Below are 15018 nucleotides of genomic sequence, written 5' to 3' on the forward strand. Positions count from 1 at the left end.
TCGGGATTATCCGCCCCGGTCAAAGAAAAAGCCACACCGGAAAGTGTGGCTTTTATTATGTAATTTGGAGAATACTCAGTCTTTCATGGAAGCGAGAAAACGTTCGTTGCTCTTGCTCTTACGCATGCGGTCGATCAGGAATTCCATCGCTTCGATCGGATTCATTTCGGCCAGGAACTTGCGCAGAATCCAGATCTTCTTGAGCACCTCTTCCTCGATCAGCAATTCTTCCTTACGGGTAGAGGAGCGATTGATATCCATCGCCGGGAAAATTCTCCGATCGGCCAGACGGCGATCCAGCACCATTTCCATGTTGCCGGTGCCTTTGAACTCTTCGAAAATCACCTCGTCCATGCGGGAGCCGGTTTCTATCAGAGCGGTGGCGATAATCGTCAGCGAGCCGCCGGACTCGATATTACGCGCCGCACCGAAGAATCTTTTCGGCTTGTGCAAGGCGTTGGAGTCCACACCGCCGGAAAGAATTTTACCGGAGTGCGGCACTACCGAGTTATGAGCGCGAGCCAGACGAGTAATCGAATCGAGCAAAATAACCACATCATGGCCGTGCTCGGTAAGGCGCTTTGATTTCTCCAGGACCATGTTGGCGACCTGGACGTGACGCTCGGCCGGTTCATCGAAAGTCGAAGAGATAACTTCGCCTTTGACCGACCGACGCATGTCGGTTACTTCCTCCGGTCGTTCATCGATCAGAAGCACGATCAGCTTGACCTCGGGATGATTAGCCACGATCGACTGGGCGATTCGCTGCAGGATAATCGTCTTACCGGCTTTCGGCGGCGAGGTGATCAAAGCACGCTGGCCTTTGCCGATCGGACACATCAGGTCGATAATGCGGGTTGTCAGTTCCTCGGGATGAAGCTCCAGTTTGTAAGGCTCATCCGGATAAAGCGGCACGAGATTGTCGAACAGGACTTTACTCTTGGCTTTTTCGGGATCGTCAAAATTGACCGATTCGATTTTCAGCAGGGCGAAATACCGCTCGTTATCCTTCGGCGGCCGAACCTGACCGGAAATAATATCCCCGGTGCGGAGATCAAACCGCTTGATCTGCGAAGGCGAGACATAGATATCATCCTGCCCCGGCAGATAGTTATAATCCGGCGAACGCAGGAATCCATACCCCTCATCCAGAATCTCGAGGACGCCTTCGGCGAGAATAATGCCGTCGGCGGTCGAGGCGTTCTCCATGATTTTGTAGATCAGTTCCGACTTGCGCAGGCCCGAGACGCCGGGAATATCCAATTCCTCGGCAATCTTGAGCAAATCGGCAATTGTCTTTGATTTTAAGTCTGCCAGTTCCATGAGACTTCCTGGTTATATATGTTAATTATGAAAATACGCCTGGTTGGTGTCAGTTGTCGAACAACTGCTCCTGCGGGGCATCACCCCACAGTTTTTCGAGAGCGTAGAACTGCCGGGTCGGTTCCTGGAAAACGTGAACCACCACGTCAATATAATCCAGAAGCACCCAATTGCCCTCAGTGAGCCCCTCAACATGGTAGGGCTTGATTCCTCTTTCTTCGAGGAGCCCCTCCTGAATCGCCCTGGCGATTGCCTTGACATGCATGTCCGCCTCGCCCGAGACGATCACAAAATAGTCGGTTACCGACGAAAGTTTCGCGACTTTAAGGACTCTGACATCAAATCCCTTTTTGTTCAATGCCAGACGACCCGCTTCGCGCGCCAGTTCAAGAGCCGGATACTCGCTCAATTCTCTTCTTCAGTTCTCCTTCTCCGCCGTCAGCGGCAGATTGATCGATTCAAAGTCGGCGCCCAGAACCAGTGTCACCGTCACTTGTTTGTAATTGTTCTCCAACGGACGGTAGACCACCTCCGAAGCACTTATTCCAAGCTTGGCCGCGAGCAACGTCGCCACACGCTTGTTCTCTTCACGGGAGATGATCATCGACTTGGGCACATCGCGTATCTCGAAATTGTCGGTGTCGACAACCTTGATTTCGATATCCTGATCGGCATAATCGGCCAGCATATCGGCCGTACGAGAGGCCAGACCGCTGATACCGCAGCCGTTTAAGACCTGGAGCCTGATAGTATGATCGGGGCTGTCCAAGGTTTTGGAAACACCGCCGGTAACCCGGATCGAGATCGAAGCCACATACAGCACTACCAGGATAAAAGCAGTGGCAATAACCACCTCCAGCACCCGGCTGCCGGTCAGGAGTGATTTCAGAAAGCCGGGCTTACTGGTCCGGCTGGTCGATTTGGATTTGGTGGATGTTCTTTTTGGCATTTAAGAGATAGATAGAACGAAGCGAGGGAATCCGGAAGTCAGGATCCCGCTCAAGGGCCTACAGGTTCAAGCCAATAACCGCTCCTGTTGAAATTATTATAATACGGACTTAAATAACCCTGGTAGGTTTGCACCTGGATGATAGCCCGGAATTTGTTTGAGGGATGGTAATCCAGGGTGAAACCGGGGAGTATGGTGGCATCCTCATCGGTGCTGAACACACCGCCCGAATGCGCGATGCCGATATTGAGGGCCAGCGAAAGACTCGGGGTAAATTCATACAGCATATTCGTTTGAAACAGGCCGACCGTCCCCGATCCAATGCCTCCGGAAAAGAACGATACCGAATATGAGTTGGACCATTTGATCTTGGAGAAATCAAGCAGTGAAAACGGACTACTGCCCGGAGAAAGTCCTACGGATGCATCGTTCGACAGCTTATCCAACGCCGCCTGATCGGCCATTTGTGCCGATACCGCTGCGGCCAGTATTAAAATCGTCATCACTGTAACAAATGATCTCATAATTCGGCAGGCTCCTTACCTTCCCTCGTCTCAAGTTACCGGTCAGATCTATCGCAGTCAATAAAAAACCGCAACCGGGTTCAGTCTAGATATCGGACTAACCCTTAGCCGGTATTACTTGTACGATCAGAGAGTTGAATCGAATCAAAAACATTTGGTATCAGGTCCTTTGGGGCCTCCCGAGACTTAAGGAATGTTGAAAAAGGCGAATGCAAAGATATTCAGCAAACCACAACCGTAATGCGGGCGACACAAAATCCCCTACTACGCGAAGCCGGAGCCAACAAGCGTGTAGTCCGGGGGATGTTCTCAGATATCGAACTTGGCAGCCAGTTCCTCGAGTTGCTCGACTGAATTGACTCCAAGACACTCATCGGCGTCATCGGCGGCTACGACTGCCACGCAATGTCCCTCAGCGCGAAGAATCTTGACCGCGTCCGGCAGATAATACTCTTTTTGGGCGTTGTCCTTGCCGACCCGGGCTAATGCTTTGAACATCAGGCGGTTGTCGAAACAGAATGTCCCTGAGTTGATTTCGCCTATCTTAAGCTGTTCCTCGGTAGCATCCTTGTGCTCGACAATTTCTTTCAGCAGATCGGAATCGCCGTCGCGAATGATCCGTCCGTAACCGGCGGGCTTTTTCGGGAAAGCCGATAAACAGGTAGCCGCCGCCCCGGAGGATTCATGTCGATCCATCAGGTTGCGGATAGAAGCCGCACTGAGAAACGGGACATCACCGAGAGCGATAAGAGTGGTGCCGTCGAAATCCTCCATGAGCTTCTCGGCCATTCGCACTGCATGGCCGGTTCCCTCCTGCTTGTGCTGCCAGACGATTCGTACCGGCTCGCCCTTCAGTTCCTGTTCGACCAGTTCCCCTTTGAAACCGATCACGACGACAATCCGATCCAAATCGAGCGTCTTGAGCGTTTCGAGCAGGATACGGATCATAGGACGACCGTGAATGGGATGGAGGACTTTGGGCAAGTCGGAGTGCATCCGCTTGCCTTTACCGGCGGCCAGGACTATCGCAGCACGTTTAGCAGGCATAACTTCTCCCGGAATGAAAAAACATCAGAACTGTCGCTCTTGGGGGGTATCGGACGCCGGGGCTTACAGCTCCACCGGCCGGTTATCTTTGTCAACATGGACTATGGCAGGCTTAAAACCGCGAGCCTCCTCCGGGGTCATGTGACCGTAAGCAATGATGATAACGAGGTCGCCGACCTGCCCCTTACGAGCGGCCGCGCCGTTCAGCTCGATTGCCCCGGAACCCGGTTTTCCCTCGATCACATAAGTCTCGAACCGTTCACCGTTGGTGATGTTGGCAACCTGAACCTTCTCATAAGGCAGCAGGTTGGCCTTCGCCATCAAATCAGTCGGGATTGAGATCGACCCGACATAATCGAGGCAGGCATCGGTGATCGTTGCCCGATGGATTTTTGATTTACAGATCGTAACTAACATGGCTCTGTGCTCGTCAATAGTCCAATCTCAGCGGCCTAATATAGTCAAAATGATCTATTTGGCAAGCTGTTTGGTCCTTTTGGACATTGTCTCCAATCCTGAAACACATTGCCTGATAACGAAGTTCCGAAATCAGGGTTTGATCTCTACCCAGTTTTTAGCCGGGAAAATCTCGAGTTCGTCAACGATCAAGTCAATCGACGTAATGAGGTTTTTCCAGGTTACCATGTGACGTGCTTTATGCGGAGTAGTCCAGCGATAAGCACAGTTTTCGGGATTCAGGGTAACCTCGGCATCCTCGGGCACCACCGCCACGATGGTCGGCAACACCCAGATAGTATCTTCTTCCGGTTCATAGAATTGGATAGTGTGCTCGGTAGCCCAAATTGAACTCGGGGCCATCCCGGTCTCTTCTTTGATTTCACGAGTCACCACTTGTGCCACCGTTTCCGTACTTCGTTTGGAACCGGTAACAAAACCCCAGGTACCGCCGTAAGTTTCGCTTTCGGAACGCTGCAGCAGCAGGAATTTCCAGCCGTCGTAGTCTTTCTTGACCACGGCGCAGCTAACTCCGGGAGCTTCTATCTTTATATTCGTTCTGTCGGGCATAAAAACCTGTCTCCTGTCCTTTTTTACATAATTGGCCGCTAATGTAACTTCTTTAACCGATTCGTCAAGGCAAAACGGACAGGCGCAGAATGTCGCAAGATGTCAGGAAGAAAACAGCCGGACATGCTTGTTTGCCGGTAGAACGTAAGTTATCCACATTCGAGATTCGCGGATTGCACGTATCGCAGTTCCCGGCAGACAGTTACACGGAATTGGGTTTGTTTTAAATAATTATAATTTCAGTACATTCTCCTTCCCGCCGCGGGTCGGGCGCGCACGGCGCCAAGCCATCATCTACGTACCGTCGATCGCATTCTGTAGCGAAAACGTGTGATAAACGCCGTGGGCGCACCTAGTCCCAGGGCAGAGGATTGAAAAAGCCATACGCCCGGATATTCAGTAAAACACAACTATAATGCGGGCGACACAAGGCCACCCGCTACGCGAGGTTAGAGCTCTTAAACGCGTAGCGGCGGGGCTTGTCTCCGCCGCAGCAGAGATTATTCAACACTCCCCTTCGCCCAGATGACGCTTTTAAGAGGTGATGCTTTCCGGGCAACCAATGGCTCACCCGTGGGCAAATGGGCTACCGGCGACGGACGCTCAGGCCAGTTTCATGTTGTCGATGAGGCGAACGCCGTGAAGACGCACAGCCAGAGAACAGACCGTATTCCGGACAACGGATCGTACGGGGACAAGTGAGGTCAAATCGGTGAAGGCAATGTAGTCAATCTCAGCCGTCGGACAATGCGATAAAATCACCGCTCGCATTTCCCGTTCGATTTTCTTGACCGACTTTTCTCCCGAGCGAACCATCGCTTTGGCCGAGCCTAGAGCCCGATACAGCCCGAGCGCCTCCAGCTTCTGCTCCGGCGTGAAATACTTGTTGCGCGAGGATAAGGCCAGGCCGGAAGCCTCGCGCACGGTCGGGGCAATGACGAACTTCATCGGATAACCGAGGTCGTGAGTCATTTGTCTCAACACCTGCGCCTGCTGATAATCTTTCTGACCGAACACGACCAGATCGGGGCGACAGATGTTGAACAGTTTTGACACGATCGTGGTCACGCCCCGGAAATGAGTGGGGCGCTGCACTCCCTCGAGCGTCCCGGTCAACTTCTCGACCTCGACACAGGTCTGGAAATTATCGGGGTAAACCTCGCGGGTCTTGGGAGTGAAGACGATATCGCCGCCCGCCTCGGTGATTTTGCGGACGTCGCCTTTTTCGTCTCGGGGATATTTGTCGAGGTCCTCGTTCGGGGCGAACTGGGTCGGGTTGACGAATACCGAGACAATGACGACATCGGTTTCTTTTTTAGCCCGACGGATCAGGGACAGATGGCCCTCGTGGAGAAAGCCCATGGTCGGAACGAGACCGATGGTTTTACCCTGCGCGGCGATTTCACGCGCGGCGGTTTGCATCTTTTTTATGGAGCGGATTATTTTCATTTAGCGACAGGAATTTATACTTCTCCCTCGTCGATCGGCGGGTTGACCGGCTCGTCGGTGAAAAACAAGGGTGATTCATCGGCCAGGCGATAGCCGTCTTTCACGAACCGGATCACCATGAAACCACGCGCCTGAGCGGTGGCGATCACCGAGAACATATAACCAAAGACCGAGGCAAAGATCAGAAACAGCATGAACGACATGACGTAAGAAACCGGTTCGTCGGTCCCGCCTCGCAGCCAGGGATCGATCGAGAAGGACCAGGAGATGCCGGGGAAAATGTTGATCGTTTCCCGGACCAGGTCGGAGTCGGCCGGAAGATGTTTCAGGCCGGAGCGAATGAGTTGTTCGATTTTACCGCCACCGCTGAGACCCGAGGTAAACGCGAGAAATTGAGTCGCTCGGAAGCAGAAATATGCATAGACAAAACCGCAGACTTTGGCCGCCGCGAGCGAGAAGACGGTGAATCCCAGCCAGCGCCAGGGCTGCCGGATAATGGTCGAAAAAGTCTCCAGTATCGCGCTGAACGTCTCCCCTTTGCGCTCGGCCGAAGCGACTGTCGGCATGAGCAGACAGGAGACTATCAGCACCAGCACGATAAAAATCGTAATAATCGAAATAATGAAAGTGGGGAAAACGAACAAAACGCTGTAGAGCCATTCGCCGATCCAGGGGATCCGAGCCACGAGCCCGAACGCCATGAACAGGAGAATAATAAAACCGACAAACAGGACGATGGACAGTTCCGAAAGAAGAATCTGCCGGAAGCGCTGGAAGGCGAACTTCATCGCACCCCAGAACGAAAAGAAACGGTTACCGCGAATCTGCTCGATATCTATCGCCGATACGGCGAACATACCCAGCATTACCCCGTGCAGAGTTAACAGTAATCCCAGAGCGTAAACCGAGGCGGCCACGGTATGACTGAAATGAAACGGGATAAACGGGAAAATATCATAGGCGGACCAGACAAAACTGATCTTCTCCCCCTCAATCGCCAGAGCCAGATACAAAAACAGATCGTAGACGGTCAGGGCCAGACAAAGAAAAATGGTCATGACAAGAATTCGCTTGGCCGAAAGGGCCTTGGCCGGCGCCCAGAGGACATCACGGAAATCATAATGTGGCGGTTTTTCCATAAGCCTAATTTCGCTCCATCAGGCGGTCGGGTCAAGCTCAAACGACGGCCCGCCCGGCTGATACTCTAAGTGTCTGTGAGACTTATACCAACGACTATTAAAAATAATCCTTTTTTGATTGAATAACCGACCGCCTCGATAGTATGATATTCAGGAACACAGGCAGGAGGTATTCCGATGAAATTACTGAGAATAATGGTAACGGCGGTGGTTTTGCTCCCCCTGATAATAATCGGCTACACCGTTGCAACAGACGGTTGGGATATCGCCACCACAGTCGTCGTGAGTTCACTGGCTGCCGTTGCGATAGCGTTGGTTATCATGGTTCGCAGCCATGCTCGCAACCATGTCTATCGTTGTGATATCTGCCGTGAGATTTTTGAAATCAGCGCCTGGACCGATTTCTTTTCTCCGCATTGCCCCGACAAAAAGCGTTTGACCTGCCCGAAGTGCGGTGAAATTTCCTGGTGCCAAGAGCTCGATCGGAGCGCTCTTACAACCGAGCAGACGAATTAAATTTCTGAGTCGACAAGGGCATCGACCGACCACGGAAAATACAATCGTCATACGGGGAATATAAATGCTTACACGTGGAACTCGATGATGTCCTCATCGGAGAGAACAAAATCCTTCTGAACGCGCTGGCCCTCGAATTTACCGCTTCCCCAAATTTTCGCGAACTTGAGCTTTTTGGCAAAATCCTTGTGAAGTGATTCGGCGGCTTGTTCGACCGTGCTTTCGAGCGGTAAAATCACCGGATCGTTGCGGTCCGATTCCTTACCGATCGGCTTGGTGTAGACCCGGATGATATCGAGCGAATCGAACAAGGCTCGACGGAAGACAGCCAGGGTATCATCGTCGATGATCGAAGTTTTAACGAGGACGAATCCGGGGAACATTTTCTCCAGCGCGGTCAGCCGTTCACCGGTTTCATCGTCGTAGATTTTATGAGCGCAGACAATCGTCTTACGGGGACAGAAACGGGGGTCATCGGGCTGTGCGGCAAAGGTCGGCGTGAGCAGAATCCGCTTTTCTTCGAGCTTATCCAGCACAAAACGCAGATCGGACGCCATGGTCGGAGCCGCCAGGTCGGCCACCATTACGGCGACATCGGCGTTACGAATCAGACCGGAGAGGTAGTTTTCGTAAGATTCGGGTGAAATCGGCGGGGTATCGATAAGTTGAATCTGAATCGTTTCGAACTTCATCATACCGGCCAGCGGTTCACGCGTGGTAAAGGGATAATCGCCGATCAACGGAGCAGCCCCGGTCAGGCTGTCGACCAATGAGGATTTTCCGCTGTTAGGCGGACCGATCAAAATGACCTGTCCGGCGCCCTCTTTCGGGATATGATCAAAGGCCGTCGCCGATCGGACCGGGCCGCCGCTTTTTACGGTTCCTTCGAGTTGTTTCTTGAGCTTGGAAATTTTGGCCTTCATCTCCGCCTGGAGCTTGTCGGTCCCTTTGTGCTTGGGCATAATCCGAAGGAGTTCTTCGGCAATCCGAAGTTTCTCGCGGGTGTCGCGCTCGGCGCGGAATTCCCGTTCCAGCTCATAATATTGAGGCGGTAAATTTGCCGGCATACCGGATAAATAATAAATGCGGGGCCTCAAAACAAGAGGTGACTCAAGGCTTGTTACAACCGGCCGATATATCATAGAAGACACGAAGGGACAGAGAGGAAAAGAGGGTAAATATGGAACAATTTCGTAATCTGCTGGAAGTCGAGTACGACGATACCAATCGAATCGTATACCTCACGGCAAGCGAAACCATTTCCATATCCTGCGAAACGGAAATGATACAACTTTGTTCGACAATTAGGGAGACACTGGATCAATACGGTCCCGAACGTCTCTACCTGGTTATGGATCTGCTCCGTTTCGCGATAGAACCGTCCCTGGCAGAACTTTATGCCGAGAGAGTGCGTTCTCTTACGGAAGATTATCTTTATCCCGACGGCCTGGCGCGGTACGGTTATCAAATTACCCGGGTAACGATAATGCTCGGAGCCGAAAACAAGAAAGCGACCAAAGACTTATTCTTCACTAACAAAGAAGAAGCCTGTCAATACATTTACAACCGTATTGCCCTGCGAACCAGCCATCATCCGCTGGAACAGAACGAGGAAGAGCAAACGACACCCGATACCGGCGGTATCGATATCAGTCAGATTACCTACGGCCATATGGAATAGTAAGCCTTACGTTTATTTCCAGCCGTATCTTTTCAGAACATCCTCAATCGCTTCACAAACCTGATCCACCTGGACGGTTGTAAGTTCCGGGTAGAGCGGAAGTGAAACCACTCTTCGCCCCGCATAGGTGGTATTCGGGAAATAGTTGGGAGAAAGACTCAGGAGCCGCTGGTAATAGCTCAACTCGAAAACCGGCTGATAATGGACCCCGCATTCGATTCCGCGTAGAGCCATAAGGCTGATAAACTTGTTGCGATCACATTTCAGCTCGGACAAATGCAACCGAATGATAAACAGGTGCCAGCCGTGGGTGAAGCCACTTGCAACGGTCGGCAGCTCAAAATAACGACTGAACTGCTTCAAGTTTCGGATATAGCGTTGGGCAAGGGCAGTTCGTTTCTTCTGTTTTTTATCGAGAGATTTTATTTCACCGAGACCGATGGCCGCGGCCACATCCGACATATTGGCCTTGAAACCGGGCCGGACGGCATCGTACTGCCAGCCTCCTTTGGCCTTGCGGGCATGGGCGTTGCTGGTCAAACCGTGATTGGCCAGTGAACGGATGGCATCGATAACCATCTTGTGACGTGACACCACCATCCCTCCCTCGCCGCAAGTGAGATTCTTGGTCGAATAAAACGAGAACACCGAGGCATCGGCCAGTCGCGGAGTCGAGTGATTTTGGTAACGTCCGCCGATAGCATGGGCGCTGTCGGTCACGAGCGGCAGTTTATGATAGTCGGCAATCTTGTTGAGACGAGGATAGTCGGCCGGATACCCCGCAATATCGACCGGCAAAATCGCCAGAGTTTTTGAAGAAATTTTGCGAGCGACTTCCTCGGGATCGATGTTGAGAGTCGCGGGATCGATATCGGCCAGAACCGGCCGGGCGCCGGTTGCGAGGATCGCCTCTATCGTAGCCACGAACGTGAACGGTGTCGTCATTATCTCGCACCCCGGTTTAGCGCCAATCGCCGTCAGCAATAATTGCAGACCGGAAGTACCCGAGCTTACCGCCACCGCCTGATTGACGCCCAGGTATTCACCGACGGCTTTCTCAAAAGCTGCAACTTTGGGGCCGGTGGTGAGCCAGCCCGAGTTGAGCACCTCAGCCACCTCACGCCTGGCTGCCGCAGACACTTTGAGGTCAAACAACGGGATTTTGATTGTCTTTTTTGCCGCCATCGCTAATCAACCTCTCGTATAAATCGCTCATCATATCCAGGGATTCATCCCAGGTGAATTTATCCGCGACCATTCGTCGCCCGGCTTGTCCGAGTTTGCGACAAAGGTCGTCATCGGAAGCCAGACGCAAAATTGCCGCAGCCAGATAATCGCTGTCGTTCGGGGGAACCAGCAAACCGGTTTCGCCGTCAATCAAGACCTCCGGCACACCACCGACGTCGGAAGCGATCACCGCGCGACCGTTCGCCGAAGTCTCAAGAACCGCGACTCCGAACGCCTCTTTGAGTGAGGGCATAACCATGAAATGGTGGTCCTGAAGAAAATCACCGATGCGGGCATTGTCGATAAAACCAACGAACCGGACGACTTTCTCAAGACCGAGGCGCTTGACCTGAGTTTTCAACTCGTTCGTCAAGGGACCTTCACCGGCAATCGACAACCGTATCTCGGGCATAGCGGTATGGGCAATGGCCGTCGCCTCGATCAGCACCTCCGGCCCATACTTGCGATAGTGGTGTTTGATGAAACATATTTTCTTCAGGTCACCCGCCGGGAGGTCTTTGACTTCGGGCGGAAGGTCGACGCCAAAGGGAATGATACTTATACGTTCCATCGGCAGATCGACGATCTCGCGGGTAACACGACGCAGCATTCGTGAAGTTACCGTGACATGGTCAACTCCGGCCAGGGCTTTGCGCACCAACGACCGCCCCGGCCAATGAGCGCCAAAATCGACCACATCCGATCCCCAAACCGAAAGGATTGTCGGATGAAGCCCAACCTTGCGGGCCCATAATCCGAATCCGGAAGCGAAGTGGGCATGAACCAGATCCGGTTTGAAAGCGCGAGCGACAGCGATCGCCTCTTTGGCTTTAGTGAAATAAACAGCCCGGCTGGTGCGCGGAATGATATAAGTGTCGATCCCGTCAAGCGGTTCACCGCCGACCGAGATTAACTTAATTTCGTAACCACGGCTCGTAAGGCCGCGCACCCAGCGCTGAATATGAACCGACTGCGCCCAGCCGAATATAGCAATACGTTTCCTGCTCATGTTCGTAAGAATCAGGTCTGCGAACCCTGACGCAAGGCAATATAATCGGCAAAAACCCGTTTGACACCAAATATCAAACCGCCGGAGACGAAACTCGCCAGAACCACGGCGGCGGAGATGATGAGCTTGATTATCAAAGCAAGCAGTGAGGATTCATCCAACCGACATAAAAGATAACTATCGACAAGCAAGGTCACGACAAACGCGGTCGCTCCGGAGGCGAGCAGGCGAAGGATATCGAAACCGATACGTCTGCCGGCAACGGCAGCGCTTCGTCTGATCGTTAAGATCATCAGCATCAGCGCCATGCCGAGATGAGCCAGCGAAGTGGCGGCGGAAATGCCCTGGTAGCCGAACCAGAGCGGTAAGATACCGGTAGCGGCGAATTTTACCAGCAACATGACCGCGGCGAACAACAACACCGTTTTACCCCAACCGGCGCCGTAACAGGCCCGCACCGAGGTCGAGACCACGAACAGCGCCAATACGGCCGGAATATAAGGTCGGAAAAGTTCCGAAGTAACCCGCGCCGACTCGGCATCAAACGCTCCCCGTTGAAACAACAAACGGACCAGCGGTTCGGCGTACAGGTACATAAACACCGCCAGCGGCACGGCGAACAGCAGGGCGGAATTGACGGCAGTACGGTAAGTCTCGGCAAACCTTTCGCGCTGGTTGGCTGAGGCCGAAGCGGAAAACATTGGAAAAACCACCGCGCCGATGGCAAAACCCAAGATCGACTCCGGAAGTTGCACCAGCACCTGGCAGTAGTTAAGAGCCGAGACTACTCCCTCGCCGAATCCCGGCGCTACGTAACGGTCGGCCAGGAAATAAGAACGGTTGATCAGTTCTATCAACAGCAGGATCGACGCCGTGCCGATAAAAGCGCGGCTTTCGTCCGACCAGATCACCGCGCGAAATCCACTCAACGGATGGAAACCGGCCAAACGCAGGGAGAGGTAAACGTTCTGGAGAAAGAGGCCGCCCACCAGGCCGACGGCCACGGCCGCCACGCCCAGTTGGTGATGCAGCAACAGAATCGACAGAATCGAAGTCAGATTGAAAACGATATACCCGGCAGCTGGATAGGAGTAGATTTTCCGAACATTGAGATAAGCCCGCATGAACGCTTCACTCGTCCCCAGCAGGACCATCACGGCCGTCAGGCGACTGAACCAGACGATCCGGGCGAATTGTTCGGCGTCGTAATCACGGCCCCAGATTTTCATGATTAATGGCGCCGTGAGAACAATACCGAGCGTGATCGCCAGCGAAAGTAAATGGGTGAGATTGATCGCCGGCCAGAGATTGCGCCAGGAGGCAGCCGCATCTGACAGCTCCGGTTGTTGTTCGAGCTTGCGGGTAATGAACGGCACGAACAGGTAATACGATGCGAAATTTATCACGCCATAGGCGAGCGCCGGGAGAATGAGCGCAATCAGGTAAAGATCGTATTGCGCCGAGGTGCCGAACTTATCGGCGATAACCATTTCACGCACAAAACCGAGCAGGCGGGAAACCACAAGCACGGCGGCCACCGACAGCACCGCTGTTCTGGCGCGGGCACTCATCGTCACTTACCCGAGAGGTATCGGTCGATGGATGAGGTAATGATCGTCGAGGGGGCTTTGCCGTTAATTCGGTACGAAATTCTCGGGACCTTCGGCAAACGACGTAGTGACCTGAGAATTTTATCCGGATCAAGGCCGACCAGGCGGTTGCCCTGATGAAGCGTCTCGACCCATTCGGTTTCATCGCGCAGAGTCAGAACCGGCGTACCGAGGAACAACGCCTCTTTTTGCAGGCCGCCGGAGTCGGTCAGGACGGCTTGCGCACAGGCGGCGGCGGTGAGGGTGTCGAGATAGCTCATGGGGCGTTCGAGAACAACCCGGTCGCATCGTTCGAGACGTTTCAATAAGCGGAACCGGCCAAGACGGGCTCGTGTGCGCGGGTGAAGCGGCAACAAGATCGGCAACGGCGCCTGTTCGATAATAGCAAGGAGTTTTTCGAGGTTGTCGCGACAGTCGACGTTGGCCGCCCGATGAACGGTCATAAACAGATATTGACCGGGTTGAAGTCCGTGCTTTTTGAGCGGCCGATTATTCTTTTTTATCGTAGCTCGCCGACGGTGGAGAAGTTCGAACATCAGATCGCCGGAGCGAATCAGGTTCTTTTTGATTCCCTCAGCTTTCAGATTTTTTACCGCCGCCGCGGTGGGGCAAAACAACAGATCGCTGGCATGATCGGAGAGACGGCGATTGATTTCCTCGGGCATATCTTTCACGAACGAACGCATCCCCGCCTCGACATGACCGACCGGAACCGAGAGTTTGGCCGCCGCCACCGCACCGGCAAGCGTGCTGTTGGTGTCGCCGTAAATAAGCACGAAATCCGGCCTGGTTTGCAGCAGGTATTTTTCTATCGCCGCCAGCATCGCGCCGGTCATAGCGCCGTGCCCGCCCCCGCCGATGTTCAGATTACGGTTGGCTTTGGGGATGTGCAGTTGTTTAAAAAATACCTCCGACATCTCGCGGTCATAATGCTGGCCGGTGTGCAAAATAAGATGATTGAATCTCCCGGCAAGTACCGGAGCCAGCGGGGCAAGTTTGATAAACTGCGGACGGGCTCCCACGATTGATATGACAGTCGGTCTGGTTTTCATGCGGCTGTTAAGATAGCGCCGAACCGACGGCAACTCAACAAAAAGGTGGGGTAGGTTGATCCCCACCCGTGGACGGGTGGGCCACCGGACGGGAAGTAACTATTTATTATGTTTGCTGCTCACCAATTCCCACCCGAGGGGTGGGGCACCTTTGTCCGAAGTTATCAGATATCCCACCCGTGGACGGGTGGGCCACCGGACGGGAAGTAACTATTTATGATGTCTGCTGCTCACCAATTCCCACCCGAGGGGTGGGGCACCTTTGTCCGAAGTTATCAGATATCCCACCCGTGGACGGGTGGGCCACCGGACGTTTGCCGGGGTGTACTGCTGCAGGGGCAGACCGAGACGTCTGCCGCCCACCAACACGGTTGGATTCTTCGCGAGTTCATTCATTGGAATTAGATAGAAGAATTTCCGCGGTTGTACAGTCGCAGGTCAGGTTGCTTGCAATCTGACACTGGTT

General features: G+C 53.3%; 16 protein-coding genes. 2 read left to right on the forward strand and 14 right to left on the reverse strand.

What is annotated here, in order from left to right; translation table 11 throughout:
* Window positions 1-75 precede the first annotated feature (75 nt).
* The 9 genes from rho to PLF13_09885 all read right to left on the reverse strand — a co-directional run bounded on the left by rho (window position 76) and on the right by PLF13_09885 (window position 7457).
* Entirely contained in the window at window positions 76-1323 is a 1248-nt protein-coding gene (gene rho, locus PLF13_09845) for a transcription termination factor Rho (GenBank protein ID HOP07580.1), read from the reverse strand.
* 49 nt (window positions 1324-1372) lie between these two features.
* Window positions 1373-1732 (reverse strand): ribosome silencing factor, encoded by a 360-nt coding sequence (gene rsfS / locus PLF13_09850; GenBank protein ID HOP07581.1) that lies wholly within the window; start codon window positions 1730-1732, stop codon window positions 1373-1375.
* Window positions 1733-1741: 9 nt separating this feature from the next.
* Complete coding sequence (locus PLF13_09855) at window positions 1742-2272, reverse strand: LytR C-terminal domain-containing protein (GenBank protein HOP07582.1); 531 nt, start codon at window positions 2270-2272, stop codon at window positions 1742-1744.
* 50 nt (window positions 2273-2322) lie between these two features.
* A complete protein-coding gene (locus PLF13_09860) occupies window positions 2323-2796 on the reverse strand; it encodes a hypothetical protein (GenBank protein ID HOP07583.1) in 474 nt (157 codons plus the stop codon).
* Between the two features lie 309 nt (window positions 2797-3105).
* Window positions 3106-3843: an NTP transferase domain-containing protein gene (locus tag PLF13_09865; protein HOP07584.1), complete on the reverse strand. Its 738-nt coding sequence runs from the start codon at window positions 3841-3843 to the stop codon at window positions 3106-3108.
* Between the two features lie 63 nt (window positions 3844-3906).
* A complete protein-coding gene (locus PLF13_09870) occupies window positions 3907-4260 on the reverse strand; it encodes an aspartate 1-decarboxylase (GenBank protein HOP07585.1) in 354 nt (117 codons plus the stop codon).
* Window positions 4261-4392: 132 nt separating this feature from the next.
* Entirely contained in the window at window positions 4393-4869 is a 477-nt protein-coding gene (locus PLF13_09875; GenBank protein HOP07586.1) for an NUDIX domain-containing protein, read from the reverse strand.
* Between the two features lie 603 nt (window positions 4870-5472).
* A complete protein-coding gene (panC, locus tag PLF13_09880; GenBank protein HOP07587.1) occupies window positions 5473-6318 on the reverse strand; it encodes a pantoate--beta-alanine ligase in 846 nt (281 codons plus the stop codon).
* A 14-nt stretch (window positions 6319-6332) separates the two neighbouring features.
* Window positions 6333-7457 carry a hypothetical protein gene (locus PLF13_09885; protein HOP07588.1) on the reverse strand — a complete coding sequence of 375 codons (1125 nt, stop codon included), beginning with the start codon at window positions 7455-7457 and terminating at the stop codon, window positions 6333-6335.
* 177 nt (window positions 7458-7634) lie between these two features.
* Between PLF13_09885 and PLF13_09890 the strand changes: the two genes are divergently transcribed.
* Complete coding sequence (locus PLF13_09890) at window positions 7635-7973, forward strand: hypothetical protein (protein HOP07589.1); 339 nt, start codon at window positions 7635-7637, stop codon at window positions 7971-7973.
* Window positions 7974-8041: 68 nt separating this feature from the next.
* Here PLF13_09890 and PLF13_09895 read toward each other — a convergent pair whose 3' ends face one another.
* Entirely contained in the window at window positions 8042-9040 is a 999-nt protein-coding gene (locus PLF13_09895; GenBank protein ID HOP07590.1) for a 50S ribosome-binding GTPase, read from the reverse strand.
* 113 nt (window positions 9041-9153) lie between these two features.
* On the opposite strand from PLF13_09895, the gene PLF13_09900 reads away from it, so the two are divergent.
* Window positions 9154-9654, forward strand: a complete 501-nt coding sequence (locus PLF13_09900) for a hypothetical protein (protein HOP07591.1) — start codon at window positions 9154-9156, stop codon at window positions 9652-9654.
* Between the two features lie 12 nt (window positions 9655-9666).
* Here PLF13_09900 and PLF13_09905 read toward each other — a convergent pair whose 3' ends face one another.
* Genes PLF13_09905 through wecB form a run of 4 tightly spaced genes read right to left on the reverse strand, consistent with a single transcriptional unit; the run spans window position 9667 to window position 14552 of the window.
* Window positions 9667-10839: a DegT/DnrJ/EryC1/StrS family aminotransferase gene (locus PLF13_09905; protein HOP07592.1), complete on the reverse strand. Its 1173-nt coding sequence runs from the start codon at window positions 10837-10839 to the stop codon at window positions 9667-9669.
* Window positions 10802-11890, reverse strand: coding sequence for a glycosyltransferase (locus tag PLF13_09910; GenBank protein ID HOP07593.1), 1089 nt, complete (start codon window positions 11888-11890; stop codon window positions 10802-10804). Before PLF13_09910 ends, PLF13_09905 begins: the two co-directional genes overlap by 38 nt.
* An 11-nt stretch (window positions 11891-11901) precedes the next feature.
* Window positions 11902-13461 (reverse strand): lipid II flippase MurJ, encoded by a 1560-nt coding sequence (locus tag PLF13_09915; protein HOP07594.1) that lies wholly within the window; start codon window positions 13459-13461, stop codon window positions 11902-11904.
* 2 nt (window positions 13462-13463) lie between these two features.
* Entirely contained in the window at window positions 13464-14552 is a 1089-nt protein-coding gene (gene wecB / locus PLF13_09920; GenBank protein ID HOP07595.1) for a UDP-N-acetylglucosamine 2-epimerase (non-hydrolyzing), read from the reverse strand.
* Between the last annotated feature and the right edge of the window lie 466 nt (window positions 14553-15018).

This window comes from Candidatus Zixiibacteriota bacterium, from assembly GCA_035380245.1.
In the GTDB taxonomy this organism is placed as follows: Bacteria; Zixibacteria; MSB-5A5; order GN15; family FEB-12; genus DAOSXA01.

Excerpts from the sequence above, each read along its gene's own strand:
- rho (HOP07580.1), bottom strand. The coding sequence starts at position 1,323 with ATGGAACTGGCAGACTTAAAATCAAAGACAATTGCCGATTTGCTCAAG.
- PLF13_09855 (HOP07582.1), bottom strand. The coding sequence starts at position 2,272 with ATGCCAAAAAGAACATCCACCAAATCCAAATCGACCAGCCGGACCAGT.
- PLF13_09860 (HOP07583.1), bottom strand. The coding sequence starts at position 2,796 with ATGAGATCATTTGTTACAGTGATGACGATTTTAATACTGGCCGCAGCG.
- PLF13_09865 (HOP07584.1), bottom strand. The coding sequence starts at position 3,843 with ATGCCTGCTAAACGTGCTGCGATAGTCCTGGCCGCCGGTAAAGGCAAG.
- PLF13_09870 (HOP07585.1), bottom strand. The coding sequence starts at position 4,260 with ATGTTAGTTACGATCTGTAAATCAAAAATCCATCGGGCAACGATCACC.
- PLF13_09875 (HOP07586.1), bottom strand. The coding sequence starts at position 4,869 with ATGCCCGACAGAACGAATATAAAGATAGAAGCTCCCGGAGTTAGCTGC.
- panC (HOP07587.1), bottom strand. The coding sequence starts at position 6,318 with ATGAAAATAATCCGCTCCATAAAAAAGATGCAAACCGCCGCGCGTGAA.
- PLF13_09885 (HOP07588.1), bottom strand. The coding sequence starts at position 7,457 with ATGGAAAAACCGCCACATTATGATTTCCGTGATGTCCTCTGGGCGCCG.
- PLF13_09890 (HOP07589.1), top strand. The coding sequence starts at position 7,635 with ATGAAATTACTGAGAATAATGGTAACGGCGGTGGTTTTGCTCCCCCTG.
- PLF13_09895 (HOP07590.1), bottom strand. The coding sequence starts at position 9,040 with ATGCCGGCAAATTTACCGCCTCAATATTATGAGCTGGAACGGGAATTC.
- PLF13_09900 (HOP07591.1), top strand. The coding sequence starts at position 9,154 with ATGGAACAATTTCGTAATCTGCTGGAAGTCGAGTACGACGATACCAAT.
- PLF13_09905 (HOP07592.1), bottom strand. The coding sequence starts at position 10,839 with ATGGCGGCAAAAAAGACAATCAAAATCCCGTTGTTTGACCTCAAAGTG.
- PLF13_09910 (HOP07593.1), bottom strand. The coding sequence starts at position 11,890 with ATGAGCAGGAAACGTATTGCTATATTCGGCTGGGCGCAGTCGGTTCAT.
- PLF13_09915 (HOP07594.1), bottom strand. The coding sequence starts at position 13,461 with ATGAGTGCCCGCGCCAGAACAGCGGTGCTGTCGGTGGCCGCCGTGCTT.
- wecB (HOP07595.1), bottom strand. The coding sequence starts at position 14,552 with ATGAAAACCAGACCGACTGTCATATCAATCGTGGGAGCCCGTCCGCAG.